General features: G+C 56.9%; 18 protein-coding genes. 12 read left to right on the top strand and 6 right to left on the bottom strand.

The annotated features are described in order from the left end of the window. The first annotated feature begins 165 nt into the window (after positions 1–165). Positions 166–438 (top strand): CtrA inhibitor SciP, encoded by a 273-nt coding sequence (gene sciP / locus QQL54_RS00400; protein WP_284386493.1) that lies wholly within the window; start codon positions 166–168, stop codon positions 436–438. Between the two features lie 64 nt (positions 439–502). Here the strand turns inward: sciP and hemW are convergent, their stop codons facing one another. Both hemW and rdgB read right to left on the bottom strand, forming a co-directional pair. Then, positions 503–1,654, bottom strand: a complete 1,152-nt coding sequence (gene hemW, locus QQL54_RS00395) for a radical SAM family heme chaperone HemW (RefSeq protein WP_284386491.1) — start codon at positions 1,652–1,654, stop codon at positions 503–505. Continuing rightward, positions 1,635–2,276, bottom strand: coding sequence for an RdgB/HAM1 family non-canonical purine NTP pyrophosphatase (gene rdgB / locus QQL54_RS00390; RefSeq protein WP_284386490.1), 642 nt, complete (start codon positions 2,274–2,276; stop codon positions 1,635–1,637). Before rdgB ends, hemW begins: the two co-directional genes overlap by 20 nt. A gap of 78 nt (positions 2,277–2,354) precedes the next feature. Here rdgB and QQL54_RS00385 point away from each other — a divergent pair, with 78 nt between their 5' ends. Both QQL54_RS00385 and QQL54_RS00380 read left to right on the top strand, forming a co-directional pair. Continuing rightward, a complete protein-coding gene (locus QQL54_RS00385; protein ID WP_284386488.1) occupies positions 2,355–2,906 on the top strand; it encodes a DUF2975 domain-containing protein in 552 nt (183 codons plus the stop codon). After that, positions 2,906–3,118 carry a helix-turn-helix domain-containing protein gene (locus QQL54_RS00380; protein ID WP_284386487.1) on the top strand — a complete coding sequence of 71 codons (213 nt, stop codon included), beginning with the start codon at positions 2,906–2,908 and terminating at the stop codon, positions 3,116–3,118. Before QQL54_RS00385 ends, QQL54_RS00380 begins: the two co-directional genes overlap by 1 nt. Here QQL54_RS00380 and rph read toward each other — a convergent pair. After that, entirely contained in the window at positions 3,115–3,828 is a 714-nt protein-coding gene (gene rph, locus QQL54_RS00375; RefSeq protein ID WP_284386486.1) for a ribonuclease PH, read from the bottom strand. The genes QQL54_RS00380 and rph overlap by 4 nt on opposite strands. Before the next feature lie 150 nt (positions 3,829–3,978). On the opposite strand from rph, the gene hrcA reads away from it, so the two are divergent. From hrcA to QQL54_RS00335, 8 genes are all read left to right on the top strand, one after another. Continuing rightward, complete coding sequence (hrcA, locus tag QQL54_RS00370; RefSeq protein WP_284386485.1) at positions 3,979–5,049, top strand: heat-inducible transcriptional repressor HrcA; 1,071 nt, start codon at positions 3,979–3,981, stop codon at positions 5,047–5,049. Positions 5,050–5,065: 16 nt separating this feature from the next. Next, positions 5,066–5,782 (top strand): nucleotide exchange factor GrpE, encoded by a 717-nt coding sequence (grpE, locus tag QQL54_RS00365; RefSeq protein ID WP_284386484.1) that lies wholly within the window; start codon positions 5,066–5,068, stop codon positions 5,780–5,782. A gap of 22 nt (positions 5,783–5,804) precedes the next feature. Beyond that, positions 5,805–6,641 carry a bifunctional DNA-formamidopyrimidine glycosylase/DNA-(apurinic or apyrimidinic site) lyase gene (gene mutM, locus QQL54_RS00360; RefSeq protein ID WP_284386483.1) on the top strand — a complete coding sequence of 279 codons (837 nt, stop codon included), beginning with the start codon at positions 5,805–5,807 and terminating at the stop codon, positions 6,639–6,641. Positions 6,642–6,725: 84 nt separating this feature from the next. Further along, positions 6,726–7,502, top strand: coding sequence for an enoyl-CoA hydratase (locus QQL54_RS00355; RefSeq protein WP_284386481.1), 777 nt, complete (start codon positions 6,726–6,728; stop codon positions 7,500–7,502). Between the two features lie 206 nt (positions 7,503–7,708). Then, positions 7,709–7,972: a 30S ribosomal protein S20 gene (gene rpsT / locus QQL54_RS00350; RefSeq protein WP_284386479.1), complete on the top strand. Its 264-nt coding sequence runs from the start codon at positions 7,709–7,711 to the stop codon at positions 7,970–7,972. A gap of 464 nt (positions 7,973–8,436) precedes the next feature. After that, positions 8,437–9,930 carry a chromosomal replication initiator protein DnaA gene (dnaA, locus tag QQL54_RS00345; protein WP_284386476.1) on the top strand — a complete coding sequence of 498 codons (1,494 nt, stop codon included), beginning with the start codon at positions 8,437–8,439 and terminating at the stop codon, positions 9,928–9,930. 196 nt (positions 9,931–10,126) lie between these two features. Continuing rightward, the gene (locus tag QQL54_RS00340; RefSeq protein WP_284386474.1) at positions 10,127–11,527 is read left to right on the top strand and encodes a sensor histidine kinase; all 1,401 of its coding nucleotides are present in this window, start codon (positions 10,127–10,129) and stop codon (positions 11,525–11,527) included. A 124-nt stretch (positions 11,528–11,651) separates the two neighbouring features. Continuing rightward, positions 11,652–12,239, top strand: coding sequence for a hypothetical protein (locus QQL54_RS00335; protein ID WP_284386472.1), 588 nt, complete (start codon positions 11,652–11,654; stop codon positions 12,237–12,239). A gap of 48 nt (positions 12,240–12,287) precedes the next feature. Here QQL54_RS00335 and QQL54_RS00330 read toward each other — a convergent pair whose 3' ends face one another. From QQL54_RS00330 to QQL54_RS00320, 3 genes are all read right to left on the bottom strand, one after another. Further along, entirely contained in the window at positions 12,288–13,844 is a 1,557-nt protein-coding gene (locus QQL54_RS00330; RefSeq protein ID WP_284386470.1) for a M23/M56 family metallopeptidase, read from the bottom strand. Continuing rightward, entirely contained in the window at positions 13,845–14,237 is a 393-nt protein-coding gene (locus QQL54_RS00325; protein WP_284386468.1) for a BlaI/MecI/CopY family transcriptional regulator, read from the bottom strand. It lies immediately after the preceding gene. A gap of 164 nt (positions 14,238–14,401) precedes the next feature. Continuing rightward, positions 14,402–15,589, bottom strand: coding sequence for a hypothetical protein (locus tag QQL54_RS00320; protein ID WP_284386466.1), 1,188 nt, complete (start codon positions 15,587–15,589; stop codon positions 14,402–14,404). Positions 15,590–15,772: 183 nt separating this feature from the next. Here QQL54_RS00320 and QQL54_RS00315 point away from each other — a divergent pair, with 183 nt between their 5' ends. Beyond that, positions 15,773–16,447, top strand: coding sequence for a CREC-EF hand family protein (locus QQL54_RS00315; RefSeq protein WP_284386465.1), 675 nt, complete (start codon positions 15,773–15,775; stop codon positions 16,445–16,447). Positions 16,448–16,543 lie beyond the last annotated feature (96 nt).

Raw genomic sequence — 16,543 nt, 5'->3', positions numbered from 1 at the left:
GTTAACCTTACTTAGTATCCATTAATAAAGGTAAACAACTGAAAACGTTGAAGAAATTTGGAGCCATTTAAGCCCTCTTTAACACCCCTCTATTACCTCCCATCCTAACGAACACAGCCGGGCACTTTGGTGGAAGCGACCTGGTCAAAAAGGACTGCGAAGCCCATGATCGAGCGAAAGCTAAAAAGAGAACATGTCGTGATCGGCCCCGAAGGGACCCCGCTCACGCTGGCTGACCTGCCAAAACCGGACACTGTGCGGTGGGTTATCCGTCGTAAAGCGGAAGTTGTAGCAGCCGTTCGTGGCGGTCTGTTGACGCTTGAAAGCGCTCTGGATCGCTATGGTCTGTCGTCTGAAGAATTTATGAGCTGGCAGCATTCGATTGAAAGTCACGGTATTTCAGGCCTGCGCACGACCCGAATCCAACAATATCGCTAAGCCTATTCTTAAAACTCAGTTGTGAATGCCCCGGACCCAAATCCGGGGCTTTTTGCTATCTGGTTTACAGCAATAGCGCCCGTGTCAGAGCGTCCAACACCATTCGGCCCTGATCCGTTGCTGCCAATCGGTCCCCCTCAACGCTCAGCAGACCATCCTCGATCAAAGCCGGGTCAATTGACAGCGCCTCTCCGCGCAATGCGCTGAGCCGCGACAGGGATAAACCATCGTCGATCCGCAAACCCATCATCACATATTCCTGCGCCGCCCCGTCCGGGTCCAACGTCTCTCGCAGCGTGATCGCTGTGCCTTGCGAGCCAACCGCTGTAATATAATCCGCCGGGCGGAGCGCCGTTTCGGTCGCAACACGCCCCGCGTCAGTCCAAAGCCGCCCGTGGGCACCGGGGCCAACGCCAACATAATCGCGCCCGCGCCAATAGGCGAGATTATGGGCGCTCTTCTGTCCAGGTTTGGCGAAGTTGGAAACTTCATAGTGGCGATAGCCTGCCGCAAGTAATGTTTGGCGGATCAACTCAAAATCTTGCGCGCTCTGATCTTCACCGACCGCCCTTTGCGCGCCGCGCGCTTCTGCCTTGTCGAAGGCTGTGCCGGGCTCGATGGTTAGCTGATAGGTCGACAGATGCGGCACTCCTAAATCCAGCATAGCGCCCAGATCGCGCGGAAGCCGGTCTTCAGCTTCACCTTGGACACCAAAAATGAGATCGGCAGACACAGACTGAAACGCACCTATGGCCATTTTGAGAGACCGCCGAGCCGAGGCCCCGTCATGATCGCGACCCAACGTCTTGAGGACAGCATCGTCGAAGCTCTGCACACCCAGTGAGAGGCGGGTAAGACCAGCTTCAACCCAACTGTCCACCTGCGCCTGAGTCACGTCATTCGGATTGGCTTCCAGCGCGACCTCAGCCGCTCCCTCACCCCAAAGCGAACGGACCGCATCGATCAACGCCATCAGTTGATCGCGGCTTAGCAGCGAGGGCGTTCCGCCGCCAAAATGGATCGAACTGATCTCGCGCGGCCCGGTCCAATCGCGCCAATGGGCCAGATCCGCGACCATCGCCGCAACCAGCCGGTCACCTTCATCCGCGCGCTTATCCAAATGTACATTGAAATCGCAATAAGGGCAGATGCGCGCGCAATAGGGCCAATGTAGATAGACGGCGAGCGGCTCGAGATTAGCAGTGATCCGGGCCATCCGATGTCGCAAACTGATCCGCTAGGAATTTGGTGAACGCCGCGGCCCGGTGGCTTTTGGCATGTTTTTCGTCCTGATCAATCTCCCCAAAGGTCTGCGTGTCACCGTTCAGAACGAAGATCGGATCATAGCCGAAGCCTTTGTCACCGCGCGGCGGCCAGACGATGTCGCCTTCGCATGTTCCTTCATAAACCGTCGACGAGCCATCGGGGAGCGCAAGGCAGAGCGCGCAGACAAACCGCGCGCTGCGGTCTTCGCTATCGCCCAATTCGCGATGAACCCGTTCCATAGCGCGCATGAAGTCGCGATTGCCCTGCTCATCCTCGGCCCAACGCGCCGCATAAATGCCAGGCTGCCCACCCAGCGCGATCACATCAATGCCGCTATCATCGGACAAAGCGGCGTGGCCGGAAGCCGTCGCTGCGGCCACAGCTTTGAGCCGGGCGTTGCCCGCATAGCTATCTTCAGTCTCTTCAGGTTCCGGCAGATCAAGCTCACCCGCGCTGACGGTGATCAGGCCGTACGGTGCTAGCAGAGCGCGAATTTCGCGCACCTTGCCCTCATTGTGAGAGGCGACCACTATCGTTTGGCCAGATTTGAGTTGTAAAGATTCGGAAGACATGACCGTCCCCATAGGTCTGATACAGTATCAGGCGCAACGCCCGCTTGCGTGACGAGTTTTATCGTTTATCAACACATAGTGGCCGAACCTTCACATATCGCTAAGCCGAACCTATCTAAACCTGTTGCTAGTGGGCTAATCCTGCTGCTTCGATTCGTTCAGGCACTGATGCTAATCGGGCTCGCCGTCTTGGCGATTGGCACTTTAGCCTTCCTCTTTGATACGCCCTTGCGCGGCTGGCTGCTCAGCAATTCCAATCCAGACGCCATGCCGAGCATGGCCCGCCTAGCCTTTGCCTGTGCCACGGGTGCGATTACCGCCGCCGCTTGGCTCTTGGTCCTGTCGATCCTGATCCGCGTCATCCATACGGTGCAGGAAGGCGATCCTTTCGTTGAAGCTAACATCACGCGCCTCCGGACGATGTGGATGCTGATCGCCGCGACGGAAGTCTTCCGCATCGTGGTTCATTCGATGGCTGATTTGTCTGTCGGCGCGCTCAGCGTCAGCCCAGCGGAAACCGGTATGGATATTCGGATCGGCACTTGGTTCTTAGTTTTGGTGATCGCAGCCTTATCCGAAGCCTTCCGTCAGGGCGCAGAAATGCGCGCCGAGCAGGAGCTGACGATTTAGTGGCTATCCAAGTCAATCTCGATCGTGTGCTTTTGGACCGCAAGATGAGCCTGACAGAGCTCGCGGACCGCGTCGGCATCACCCTCGCCAATCTATCGATCCTGAAAACCGGCAAAGCCCGCGCTGTCCGCTTCTCGACCCTGGACGCGCTTTGCCGCGAGCTAGACTGCCAGCCCGCGGATATTTTGGAATATGTAGACGAAGACAGTTAGGCCAAAGCCGCTTCCTGCATCTCGCACAACTCTGCGATGCCGTTACGCGCCAACCGCGTTAACTCATCCATTTGCTCGCTGGTAAACGGTTCGTCTTCAGCCGTCGCTTGGACTTCGATAATCCCGCCTGTCTGGGTCAGCACAAAGTTCGCATCGGCTTGAGCGGCTGCGTCTTCGACATATTCCAGATCCAGACGACAGGTCCCATCGACAATACCGCAGGAGACGGCTGCCATCGGCGCAGTCACCGGGTTTTTCGCGATCAGACCTTGTTCGACCAAACCCGCACAGGCTTGGGACAGAGCGACCCAAGCACCGGTGATTGACGCTGTGCGTGTGCCACCATCAGCCTGCATGACATCGCAATCAATCACGATTTGACGCTCGCCGAGCGCTTCCAGATCGATCACGGCCCGCAGGGATCGACCGATCAAGCGTTGAATTTCTACAGTGCGGCCACCCTGTTTGCCGCGCGCGGCTTCGCGATCATTGCGAGTGTGGGTGGAGCGCGGCAGCATGCCATATTCCGCCGTAACCCAACCTTTGCCCTTACCCTTCATCCAACGCGGCACATTCTCATCGACACTGGCCGTTACGAGCACATGCGTATGGCCAAAGCGGATCAGGCATGATCCTTCAGCGTAGCGCGAGACGCCTGTCTCTATCGAAATGGGACGCAGCTGATCGAGGGCACGGTTTTCAGGACGCATGAAGGGACTCCTTTTAAGTAGGAGCCGGGCTTTGTGCTGTCACGCCGCCAAAGGCAAGGATCAGCGTATGGAAATGCTGGTGACGAAAGAAAGACAACACCGGAACACCCTCTTGCCAGTTCGTCCCGCTCTGCCCAAATAAGTGGTCTAATGTCAGCACCCGCCACATTTCCACTCAGTGAGCTCGACGCCCGTGCGCGCGACATTTTTGGCGCTGTCGTGTCCGCCTATCTTGAAAGCGGATTGCCGGTCGGATCCAAAACCATTGCCCTGTCGGGAACGGCGCTCTCACCAGCGTCGATCCGCTCCGTTATGGCCGATCTGACCCATATGGGTCTGCTGGAATCCCCGCATGTCAGTGCAGGCCGACAGCCGACCCAAATCGGACTTCGGCTTTATGTCGATGGGCTGCTCGAAATCGGCGATATCGCAAAAGACGAACGCCGCCGTCTGGAAGCGCAAATTGCCGCTTCGGGCCGTGAACCAGATCAAGTCTTCACCGAAGCCTCGACCCTGCTCGCTGGGTTCGCAGGCGGGGCGGGGCTAGTCCTCGCGCCGGAACCTGTGACCCAAACAGCATTATCACACGTTGAATTTGTCGGGCTCGACGATGGTCGCACATTGGTCGTGATGGTGCATGAAGATGGCCGGGTCGAAAATCGATTGATGCCGCGTCCAGACGGCGTCCTCTCCGCTAGCTTAGAACGGGCAGGTAATTTTCTATCTGCGCGCCTGCGCGGACGGCAATTATCCGAGGCCCGCGCCGATATTCTCGCCGAAATGGAGCAGGGCCGCGCCGCGATTGATGTCGCCGCCGCGACGCTTATCAAACAAGGTCTGGCCAACTGGACCGACGAACCTGCCAAAGACCGTAAATTGATTGTCCGCGGACAGGCACGGCTCCTTGACAATATGGACGCCCAAACCGACTTGGAGCGCATCCGGCTGTTGTTTGAAGATCTGGAACGCAAGGAAGAGCTGATCTCTTTGCTGGACCAGACGGAACATGCGGACGGTGTGAGGATTTTCATAGGAACGGAGAACCCGCTTTTCTCCCTGACAAGTTCTAGTGTTGTGATCGCGCCCTATCGTGATCAAGCTGGAAAATTGCTGGGAGCTTTAGGGGTCATCGGGCCGACGCGACTAAATTACGGGCGCGTTATCCCAATGGTAGATTTGACGGCAAAACTCGTCGGCGAAACGCTGACGCGACGCCGCTAAGGAGATGAACGAGACAATGACTGGCGATTCGATACACGAGAATGGCAATGGCGAAATGGACGAATGGGATGCCCTGCAATCCCAGATCGACTCTGAGACAGACGGTCAGAGTGATCGCGTTGGGAAACGGAGCCCCGCTGACCTGAAACGGGCGGCTGATGATTTCCTCAAAAAGCACAAGCACGACGTCCTCGCGGAGGACGAGGATATGTCAGATTCAGACTCCGAGTCTGATGATGCCTCTGCCGATGCGGGGGCCGAACGCATTCAAGAGTTGGAATTACAGATCGCCACAATGCGCGATCAAGCGCTCCGGACGATGGCTGAGGCCGACAACATTCGCAAACGCGCCGAGCGCGAAGTTCAGAGCGCGAAACTCTATGGCGTCGAGAAATTTGCCGCTGATATTCTCTCTGTCTATGACAACCTCTCGCGGGCGCTGCACACAATTGATGGCCAAGCCAAAGAAGAGCTGGGCGAGAATGCGCGCAATCTGGTGGAAGGCATTGAGCTGACCGAGAAAGATCTGACAGCCGCTCTGATGCGTCACCAGATCAAACCGGTGGCGGGCTTTGGTGAAAAATTCGACCCCAATGTGCATCAGGCCGTCGCCAATATTCCACACCCTGATGTGGAAAAAGGTTATGTTGCCGCTGTGATGCAACAAGGTTTCACCATTGGCGACCGCACGCTGCGCGCCGCCATGGTCGCGGTCAGCACCGGCCCCGCTTAATGATACAGTGCTAAACGCATAGGTGCCCGAGCTCCCCGAAGTTGAAACGGTCCGTCGTGGGCTCGCGCCCGTGCTTGAAGGCCGGATCATTCGGCGGGTGCAACTCAACCGTCCTGACCTACGGTTTCCGTTCGCGCCGGATTTCCGGGAGCGCATTGAAGGCCAGCGCGTCGAGCGTCTGTCGCGTCGCGCCAAATTCCTACAAGCCGACCTGACCTCTGGCGAACGGCTATTCATGCATTTGGGTATGAGCGGTCGGTTCGTTCTAAGTGGCGAGCAGCTCGGCGAGTTCACCCACGATCATGACGCCAATCCGAAACATCACCATGTCATCTTTGAGACCGAAGACGGCAATAGAGTCACCTATAATGACCCGAGACGGTTCGGCTTTATGGAGCTGGTTAGCCAAGGCGAACCATACCGCCTTGATGATCTCGGCCCTGAACCTCTGTCGAATAGTTTCAACGCACCGGACCTGCGCGCGCGGTTGAAAGGCAAGAAGTCAGCGATCAAGATTGCACTGCTGGATCAGCGCGTCGTCGCGGGATTAGGGAACATCTATGTCTGCGAGGCCTTGTTTCGCGCAGGGATCAGTCCGGGCCGCGGCGCAGGTCGCCTCACTGTGGCGGAAACCGAAACACTGGTCAGCCACATCAAGGCTGTCCTCATCGAAGCGATCGCGGCAGGCGGGTCATCCTTGCGCGACCACCGCCAAGCCAATGGCGCGCTCGGCTACTTCCAGAAAACCTTCGCCGTCTATGGCCGCGAGAGCGAGCCCTGCCCGGTCTGCACCACGCAGATCGCGCGCCGCGTGCAAGGCGGGCGCAGCACATTTTATTGTAAGATGTGTCAGCGCTAGCCGCTTTGACGCTCTTGCCAGCGCCAAGCCTGCGGGTGTAGCTCCCTCGCCAAACTATACGTCCAAAGACGAGAGAGACTTTTTATGGCTTACGAGCTGATCGAGCTGGACCGGGATGGCCGCGTCGCCACCCTGCGCCTTAATCGCCCAAAAGCGCTGAACGCGCTGAATGCCGAGATGATGAGCGAAGTCGCGCGCGCCTTGGCCGAGCTGGAAGCAGATGACGGCATTGGCTGCGTCATCCTGACCGGCAGTGACAAAGCCTTTGCCGCCGGGGCCGACATTAAAGAGATGGTCGATGACAATTATCTCGACATCTACAAGACGGATCGCTTTGAGCAGAACCATTGTAGCATTGAGCGGTTTCGCAAGCCGATCATTGCCGCTGTCTCCGGCTATGCGCTGGGCGGTGGCTGCGAGATTGCGATGATGTGCGATTTCATCATTGCGTCGAACACCGCCAAATTCGGCCAGCCTGAGATTAATCTCGGCGTTATTCCGGGCATTGGCGGCACGCAGCGTTTGGCGCGCGCTATCGGCAAAGCCAAAGCGATGGACTTGTGCCTCACGGGCCGGATGATGGATGCGGCCGAAGCCGAACATTCAGGTCTCGTCGCGCGCGTCGTCCCCGTCGATGACCTTATGGATACAGCGCGGGGCGCCGCCAATAAAATTGCAGGTCACAGTCAACCGGCCAATATGATTCTCAAAGAAGTGATCGATGCAGGCTACGAGCTGACCTTGCGCGAAGGCATTCGGTTCGAACGCCGCATGTTCCAATCCCTCTTTGCCACCGAAGATCAGAAAGAAGGCATGAACGCCTTCATTGAGAAGCGTAAGCCGCACTTCAAGCACCGGTAGAGCTTAGACCACGCTTTCTCTTTGGGCTTATCCCTGTGTAGGGATATAAGAAGATGAGACGGTTAAGGCTGGTGGCCTATTCCTGTGCCGCTGACAGTTGACAGACCCGTCACCGCCGCCTATCTCGCCCACCGAATGACGGCCTGCCCTCCGAATTTCTCTGGTGGCGGGCCTCTCTTTATTTTGAACACTGACGAAAGACAATCATGGCGAATACGTCATCTGCAAAGAAAAATGTCCGTAAGATGGAACGCAAAACGGCGGTCAATCAGGCTCGTCGCTCACGCGTTCGGACCTTCCTGCGCCGCGTCGAAGACGCATTGAGCGCGGGCGACAAGTCTGCGGCAAACGCGGCTCTGAAACTGGCCGAGCCGGAATTGATGCGCGCGGTTTCCCGCGGCGTCTATCACAAGAACACGGCAGCGCGGAAAATCTCCCGCCTGTCATCACGGTGTAAGGCGCTCAGCTAGAGCTCTGCGTCCGACATTGATGTTTAAAAAGCCGGGCGCCCTTTGCCCGGCTTTTTTGTATCTGGTCTACGGAGAACCACGACGCAGGCTGAACCTGTTCATTTTTGTCGCAACAAAACCGATTCTATCCTGATCCAGACCGCGTCAGCGTTTCGGAACCGAAACAAAAGCTGAGTCTCGAAAATTTTTTTCTGTGGATGTGACGTTTTTCTGACGGCTAGAATCTTGCGATTCTTGCCTTTTTTAGAGTCAACTTTTCTTTCCTGCCGATTCGCATAATTCTGCCGTTGACGGTGCCCGAAAGAGTCGTGTTTAACAGATCGACGGGAGGGCAGTCAGGGTAGACCGCTTTCGGAGTTTTCAAGCATCGGATGGGGCCCGAAGCAGGAAACTCCCCTTTAAAAATTGTTGAATTCCAAGGGTTTACCTATGTGAACCCACTTGTTGCGTTTGGAGTGATGTAGATGGCTAACGTCAGTGATCCGGTCAAACCGCAGACTGAAACGGTACCGGATCTCTATACAGGAGAGCCGCCGATCCAGAGTGCGCATAATACGTGGAAGGCCGTGGATGCCGACTTAGGTCGAGCACTCGGTCGCAATGTCCACCGCGCTTGGACGGGTCAACTCTTCATCCAGACAGCGGATGCGCACACGGTGACCCTGTCGGCCCCGTCCAGTTTCGTCGCCACGAAAATCAACACGCATTATGCGGATACAATCAGTCGGCTGTGGGAAAAGCATGACCGGGTTGACCCGCCGCGTGCGGTTCGCGTTGTCTCTGGCTCACGCCCGACTTCACGCCGGGGGGCGGACCCCGATAGCGCCCGTCCAAGCCTGCCCGGCATTCCCGGCGCACGCAGTGGATCAAGCCCTGCGGCACGGGCGACAAAAATGACGCTCGCCCCTGTGTCCGAACTGGCTCGCAAACGCTTTACGCTCGAAAATTTCGTTGTCGGTGCCTCCAATGAGCTCGCCGTTGCTGTCGCGCGGCAAGTGATCGGCAATCAGGTCCCGCAATATAACCCAATCATGCTTCACGGCGCGAACGGCATGGGCAAAACCCATATTCTCCACGCGATTGAGGCGGAAGTCACAGAGCGTGACCCAGCCCGCCGCGTCAAATTTGTCTCGGCTGAAGATTTCGTCGCTCAATTCGTCGCCAGCGTGCGCGGATCAGGCCGCGAGGGCATGAGTGCCTTCAAAGCCTCGCTACGCGATGTTGACCTGCTCATCATCGATGACTGCCATTTCATCGCCGACAAAAGCGCGAGCCAAGAAGAACTACTGCACACGATCATCAGCATGGTCGGTGCCGGCCGCCAGATCCTAATCGCGTCCGATCGCCATCCCGATACAATCGAGAAAGCGTCTGATCGGTTAAAAAGCTATCTGTCGTCAGGCCTCGTCTGCAAAATCGGCCCGGCTGATTATGAGCTGCGCTTGCGCATTCTCGACCGACTAATTGCGCGTCGCCGCGAACAGGGTCACGCCAGCCTCGCTATTCCGCAACCGGCTCGCGATCATCTCGCCGCGCGCATGAATGTCACGCCGCGCGACCTCGAAGGCGCGTTTAATCAGATCGTCGCGCAGAGCGAATTTCTCGGCACACCGATCACGCTCGAAACTGTGCAGGAAACCCTGTCGGATAGTCGCTATATGACGGGTCAACGCCTGACCGTGGACCGCATCCAACGCACCGTATGCGAAGCGTTTTCGATCAGCCTGACAGATATGAGTTCTAAACGCCGCGCCCGGGCCGTTGCCCGTCCGCGCCAAGTCGCCATGTATCTGTCCAAGAAGCTGACCAAACGGTCCCTGCCCGACATTGGTCGTCGCTTCGGGGGACGCGACCACACCACCGTCATGCATGCCGTCAAACGCATCACCCAATTGCGCAGTGACGACGTGACATTCGACGCGCAGGTCAAGGCTGTCGAAGACGCGCTAAAGGGGTAAATGGTGTGCTAAATAGCGGCTCGGCGGTGAAGACCGCTACCTCGCCCTTACGCTCAACCTCGCACGCTCTGTGGGACGTATGCCTACTGAGATGGCCGCGTAAGCGAGCCTATTCCAATAGGATTTACCTGTTATAGGATTGCCTAAGAAACGATTGCTTTCCGCACTTCGTAACGGAAGCAGTCGAGCCCACATAATGAATGAACGAGTCATAGAGTTGATTGACGCCGAAGAAATTGTCGCGACATTGCGGGAAAGTCTACTCGTGCTCGATATCGATCTTGTCGTCGAATATGCCAATGATCGCTTTTTTGAGACGTTTCATGTCTCTCGCGAGGCCACAATCGGACGTCCCCTTAAGGATCTCGGCAACGGTCAATGGAACATTCCGGCCTTGTTAGACCCCTTGAACACGATCATCGAAAAAAATGAGTCGATTGAGGAGCATAAGGTCGACCATGTCTTTGAAGACATTGGTCGGCGGGTCATGCGTCTCAATGCGCGCAAGACTGTCCGACGCGGGAATGGATCAAAACGCATTCTTGTCGCGATTGAAGACATTACCGAAACCGAGCTCATGGCCCATGAGCTAGACCGACAGAAGCGGATCATGACGGGCATGGTGCAGACCTTACGCGAACCCATGCTGGTGCTGGATGGGGACCTCCGCATTATCGAGGCTAGTCGCGCATTTTATCAAACTTTCTTGGTCGAGCCGGACGATACAATTGGCGAAAAGCTTTGGGACCTCGGAAACGGCCAATGGGCGGTACCGGAACTTATTCACCTCTTGACCAGCGTAATTCCTACGCAATCGGAGGTCGTGGACTACGAAGTCAGTCACACCTTTCCAGAGATCGGGCATAAAACCATTCTGCTCAATGCACGGAAGATCTATCGCAAAGGCAACGGCACGAAAACGCTGCTTCTGGCCATGCAGGACATTACCGAACGCAAGGCGGCGGAACAGGCACGCGAACACGCGCTCGAGCTTTCCAACACGCTTCTTGAAGAATTGAACCATCGCGTGATGAACAATCTGGCCATGGTTGGCGCCATAGTCGGCGCAGAGCGTTCCAAAATGACGGATAAGGAATGCCGGACCGCATTCGAACGCATGCGCGCACGCATCACATCGTTGGGCCTGCTCTACAAAACCCTGTCTCGAACGGGTGCTGTCGCTGAGGTCGATTCACAGAAATATTTGGAAGGTGTGCTGAGCAATCTTTTGGAGTCGTCATCTGAAACGCGCGAGATCGATATTGCTGTAACAACAGATGTCGCTGCGATGCCCTTGTCGACAGCTATCGCTGTTCCGCTCGGCTTAATCGTCAATGAATTAGCGACGAATAGTTTAAAATATGCCTTCAAGGATCGAGAGACAGGCGAACTGGGCGTATCGCTTAAACAGGAGGATGATAATTTAGTCCTAGAAATATGGGATGATGGTGTGGGTATTGACCCATCGGCACGGGTTGATTCTGGCCTGGGGCAGAGACTTATCGATTCGTTCTCCGACCAACTCAAAGCTGAGACTCGCTTAGAAAGCGGAGATGAGGGAACACGCACGACACTGATTTTTTCTGGAAACGAATAACAGAAACAAGATGTCTGTCGCAGCACACCTTTAAGAGGTGTGGCTACTGCGCGGCCCTTGGCGGATAGAGCTTTCTCAGCGCTTTCATCTTGGAGCGGTTTGTTTCGCCCGTTATGGAGCGCGCATGATCCGCGCTTTTCTCCTTCTGCTCACCGCCGCCCTGCTCTCCGCCTGCTCGATGGAGGCGATGAGCGAAAAGCGTGTGCCGGATGATGTGCGCGCTGAGATCAATGCGCAGATTGACCAACTGATCGCGGGCGACACGGAGTTCATTTTCGATGCCTTCCCGGAAGAGCGGGACAATCCCGAATTCCGAGAACAGATCGAGCGTATGGCCGCCAATGTGCCGAACGGCGAAGAAGTTTCGCGCGATGTGGTCGGCGTGATCGGCTCGACTGAGCAGGCCTATTCCGACACGCAAGGCGCGGTCCGGCGCGGGACTTATAATTTGGCCTATGAACTGGCCTTTGAAGACGGCTATTTCTTGGTCCAGACCGCGCATACGCTGACCGATGATGGGGATTGCTGCGCCCTGCGCGCCATCAATGCATCCCGCTCAGACACGTCGCCCATGCGAGAGGATCAAGTGCGCCGCACCCGCCTGTTCAAATTTCTTGCCCTGTTCCTGCTGATCACGACCCTAGCCACAGCGGTCATTCTGATCATCCGCCTCGGCGGCCGCAAAGCCCGCGAACAACAGATGGGCCAATAAGCCCGTCCGACTCTTAATCATCGAACGGGCCTCCAAGGTTTCGCGCCTCTATCCGCCTTGCAGCGGCCAGACGCCCTGCGGATCAAGCCGGGTTCCGTTCTGATAAGTCTCGATATGGACGTGGGGTCCGGTGCTTTTTCCACTACTGCCGACCGTAGCGATTTGGGTGCCTTGCGTGACGCTCTGGCCTGCGCGGACCGTGTAGCTGTCCAGATGGGCGAACACGGTTTGAACCCCGTCATCCGTCTGCAGAACCACGACAGTTCCGTAAGCGGGTTTCCCGTCATAGACGTTGGTTGCGGCGGTGATGATCCCGTTGGCCGGGGCGTAGATCGGCGTGCCGAGCGGGGCGGCGATATCGATCCCATAATGGTCCCGCATTTTGCCCTTATTGAACGGGTCAGCGGCGGGGCCAAAGGTTGATGTCAAACGACCCGAGACCATCGCGCTGGACACATGTTTCTTGCCCACCTTGAGGGCCTTGGTCGCTTTGTGTGCCTTACTGGATTTGTCGGTTTTCGTAGCCTTATCTGCTTTGGGGGATTTTGGTGCCTTGGTCGCTTTATCGGCTTTAGACGTGTCGGGAGCGCTTGTGGTTTGGGATGCGGAGTCTCCGGCGCTGGCCGTGGTGGAAATGCTGATCATGCCGACAACGGTAATCGCCGTGGCCGCTAGACCGAGCAGGGCCTTATCGCGGCCGCGCTTGTATGTTGGGCGCGTGCCCTTCATGATATGCGTAATTCTCATCTTTTCGTTCCTAATACGGTGGGTTGAGAAGGAGGCGGCCGGGTATTGCACTACCCGGCCCGCCACTATGTGGAGCGCCCGCAGCAATGTGTCTGCATAGGCTTTCCGCATTTTGGGGGTGCGACCATCCGTGACCGCCATGTCGCACCGAATTTCTGTACTTTGAGACCAACGCCCAAACAGGCCATGTGCGAAGGGTGAGATCCAGCACATACAGAGCAAGGTCCGCAGGATTAGCCCGCACTCATCGTCACGCCGTTCAATATGCGTGCGTTCATGGGTTAGAATATCGTTCAAACTGTCTTGGCTCATTTGCCGCGTATAGCTTTCGGGAATGACGATTCTGGAATGCTGCGGCTGGCCGAAAGGGGTCCAAGCAAAGGGCGATTGGGCGGCGGGCGAGAGTAAAACGTCGTCTCCGCTCCACGGGCCGAGCGGGTCCGCTAAGTCGATCAGGCGGTGAATGCGAACGCGCCCGAAGGCCAGCTTCACGAGGTTTACGGCAAGACCGATCAAGTAGATTACGGCGAGGAATTTGCTCACCGTCGCCAGAGTGACAATCTCCGCACTATAGGCGGTTGTTGGCTCAAGGTCGGGGATGAACCCGAGCGAATGTCCCAACGAATTGAGCGGTTCATGCAATGATAGTATTTCGAAGCTCGGGGTCGGCGCCCAGTCCGGCATCAGCAGCAGCGCAATGCCGGCAAGCGGGATCAATACGCTGAGCAACAGTCCTGTTGCCCAGAGCAGCGGCCATTGCTCGGCCCGTTCATCCAGGTGGAGGAACAGGCGCGCGCCCGCATAGAGCGCGGCGCTGACACAGGCCATGCCAAGCAGGAAGGTGAGCAGCAGGGTCATCTACTCTTCCCCGTCTTGCGTGTCGTCGTCTGTATCAGCGGCATCTTTCAGAACCGCGTCGAGTTCGGCCAGTTCTTCGTCCGAGAGCAATTGACTTTTGACGAGGTTGGAGACCGGGAGCGGCCCATCCAGCGCGAGCACGTCGGCGGCGAAACTCTGGATCAGACCCGCAAGGGTCGGGATCTTTTTGGCTTTGGCGCGGTAGATGTTGAGCCCATGTTCTTCGCGAACACTCAACAGGCCCTTCTCCACCATCCGCTCAATCGTTTTGCGTGAGGAAGACCGAGACCACCCGAGGCCATCCTTAATCGCCGTATGAATCTCACCAACGCTCTGCGCGCCACAGGCCCAAAGATGTTTGAGGATGACAAGTTCAGACGAAGACGGTTTCATGTCGCCTTATGGTGACACGTGTCACCATAAGTCAATTATAAATATCACGGGGGTGGATTGCCGATGATCCGGCAAGAAAAACCGGCCTCTCCTTTCGAAGAGACCGGCTATCGTCCCGGAATTGCGCCCCGTGGACGACAGGGGGCCGCAAATGGCTGAGGAGATCAGCTTTGTGCGGTGCGCGCTGCGACGGCTTGGGCGACGAAGGCTGTGTTCCAGCCTTTGGCCGCTGAGAGCGCGAGCGCTTCGTACCGCTCTGAGTCGATGATCACGGATTGGGTCGTGGTCTTCTTATTGCGAACGCCCATGCCGAGCGCCGCGCCGAGACCTTGTTCCAGAGAATTGCTCTTTGAGTCTTTGTCGCCAAGGATCGCAAAAGGTGCGTCGGACGCAGCCCCTTTCTTGGTTCCGTAAGTCAGCCAGTTCAGGCCTTTGCCCTTGGAGGCATGGACCTGAATAGAGGACATCGGGTCGAGCGAGAAAGCCAGCTCAGCGGATGAGGTCGCTTTCGTCCCGATGGTTCGGTTGGCTTTCATATTGGCGAAGTCGAGCACGATGGTCGGTTGAACCAGAACCGCATCCAGTTCCGCGCCCAGCTTGGCCGGAGCATTGCCGCCAATTTCTGACAGACCCGCAAAACCGCCTTTGGCGACACCACTATTGACCACGCGGAAGCCGTAAGTGGACGGCCCGGCGACGATGGCATTCATCTTCTCGCCCTTATAGGTCATCAGCTTGCGCATCATCGGCGCGGCGCCCGCTTTCATGACGCTATTATTCGCCGCTTGGGACACGCCGTAAGGCTCGACCACATCGAAACCAGCGGCGGTTAGCTGCGCGACGAGATCGTCGGACGCAGCGTCTGCGACGCGCTGGACTAGACCCGCATCAATGCCCGAGCTGATCAATTCCATGGTCGAGGACGCGCCTTGGCTATTGCCGAACAGGCCGCCGCGCGCCGTGCCTTTGACTTTGCCTTCGGTGAAGGCGGCGACATTATAGCCGACAATGGCGAGTTTCGGCCGCATGGACAGGACCTTTGTCTTGCCGCTGGTTTTGCGCATCTCGACGGCCATCGGCGCGGCACTGATCGGCGCAGCATTTTCGAGTGCGGCAACGGTTTCAGCCGTTGCTGCGGCCTCCGCCGCTTCGGCCCGGCCCTTCATGTTCAGCGGATCGGCGATCATGCCCATATCTTGCCCCGTGACCTGCTCGACCGTCGCGGCGGTTTTCTGAACCTTGCGCGCTTGGTCGGCCATTTGCGCGACCTTGGTGATGCCAGAGGCGGAGCAGCCCGTGATGCCTGCTGCGACGAGCGGCAGCACAGCCGCGGTGAGGATAAGCTTTTTCATGATATTCGCCCTTTCAAAGACTCCCAGAAGTGACGGGAATTTGCGCGGGCGCCGCGCGGCATAACAGTGACAAACCTTGTTAGTCGGCAGATGACAGGATTTGTCATGGAAAGCGGGGGCGACAACGAGCCGGCAGATCCGAACACGTTGATCACGTCTAGGTTGCATGATAAGGCCACACAGATGATAGTCCGTATTCTCCTGCTTTCAGCCGCCACCTGCCTTCTGGCCGCGACGCCGACATTTCGCTTCCCTGAGATTGACACAGACCAAGACGGTGCGATCGCGTGGGAAGAATACGCCAAGATCGCAGCGCATAGTTTCATCGAAGCCGACACGAATTTCGACGGATCACTAACCGACCCGACCGAAATCATGCAGTTGAACCAAAGACTGCGGGAAGCGGACATGATCTATTTCTTCAGGACCGCAGATAGCAATGGCGACGGCTATACTGATGAAGCCGAATTCATCGCGCAAAACCGAGAGCGTATGGAGTTCGCGATGAACGCTATGAAAAAGAGTAACGCCAGTTTCGACGCGGATGGAGATGGTGTGATCTCTCAAGAGGAGCGGAAAATCGCCACGAAGTTGCAAATCGAAAAACGGAAGGGAAACGAAACCCGGATCTCACGGATCATTACCGCCGCCTCTAACGAAATGGGCATTTGCCCGAGTGATGTCACAGACAAAAAGACTATTCTGCGGTCCAACGGCTTCGACTGCGATAGGGACGGCGTCGTGACGCTCAACGAAAGCCGCCGCGTGATGCGGATCAGGTTTAATCAGAGAGACCTGGATGGCGATGGCCTACTGTCTGGAGACGAGCTGCCATCTAGAGGCCTGTTTGCCTACTGACGTAGCGCCGCATAATTGTGACAAACCTTGTTAGTCGGCAGATGACAGGATTTGTCATCTTAAGCCGCGTCTCACCGTTGCGTTGTGACGCTCTCG

The sequence above is a fragment of the Algimonas ampicilliniresistens genome (assembly GCF_030159955.1).
Classification (GTDB): domain Bacteria; phylum Pseudomonadota; class Alphaproteobacteria; order Caulobacterales; family Maricaulaceae; genus Litorimonas; species Litorimonas ampicilliniresistens.
Note: the sequence above shows the minus strand (reverse complement) of the source record. Positions and strands in the feature narration are given on the sequence as shown.

Bases quoted from the DNA above. Each gene is read 5' to 3' on its own strand.
- rpsT (WP_284386479.1), top strand. From the start codon at position 7,709: ATGGCGAATACGTCATCTGCAAAGAAAAATGTCCGTAAGATGGAACGC.
- QQL54_RS00320 (WP_284386466.1), bottom strand. From the start codon at position 15,589: ATGAAAAAGCTTATCCTCACCGCGGCTGTGCTGCCGCTCGTCGCAGCA.
- hrcA (WP_284386485.1), top strand. From the start codon at position 3,979: ATGTCAGCACCCGCCACATTTCCACTCAGTGAGCTCGACGCCCGTGCG.
- QQL54_RS00335 (WP_284386472.1), top strand. From the start codon at position 11,652: ATGATCCGCGCTTTTCTCCTTCTGCTCACCGCCGCCCTGCTCTCCGCC.
- QQL54_RS00330 (WP_284386470.1), bottom strand. From the start codon at position 13,844: ATGACCCTGCTGCTCACCTTCCTGCTTGGCATGGCCTGTGTCAGCGCC.
- grpE (WP_284386484.1), top strand. From the start codon at position 5,066: ATGACTGGCGATTCGATACACGAGAATGGCAATGGCGAAATGGACGAA.
- sciP (WP_284386493.1), top strand. From the start codon at position 166: ATGATCGAGCGAAAGCTAAAAAGAGAACATGTCGTGATCGGCCCCGAA.
- QQL54_RS00355 (WP_284386481.1), top strand. From the start codon at position 6,726: ATGGCTTACGAGCTGATCGAGCTGGACCGGGATGGCCGCGTCGCCACC.
- rph (WP_284386486.1), bottom strand. From the start codon at position 3,828: ATGCGTCCTGAAAACCGTGCCCTCGATCAGCTGCGTCCCATTTCGATA.
- hemW (WP_284386491.1), bottom strand. From the start codon at position 1,654: ATGGCCCGGATCACTGCTAATCTCGAGCCGCTCGCCGTCTATCTACAT.
- dnaA (WP_284386476.1), top strand. From the start codon at position 8,437: ATGGCTAACGTCAGTGATCCGGTCAAACCGCAGACTGAAACGGTACCG.
- QQL54_RS00315 (WP_284386465.1), top strand. From the start codon at position 15,773: ATGATAGTCCGTATTCTCCTGCTTTCAGCCGCCACCTGCCTTCTGGCC.
- QQL54_RS00325 (WP_284386468.1), bottom strand. From the start codon at position 14,237: ATGAAACCGTCTTCGTCTGAACTTGTCATCCTCAAACATCTTTGGGCC.
- QQL54_RS00340 (WP_284386474.1), top strand. From the start codon at position 10,127: ATGAATGAACGAGTCATAGAGTTGATTGACGCCGAAGAAATTGTCGCG.
- rdgB (WP_284386490.1), bottom strand. From the start codon at position 2,276: ATGTCTTCCGAATCTTTACAACTCAAATCTGGCCAAACGATAGTGGTC.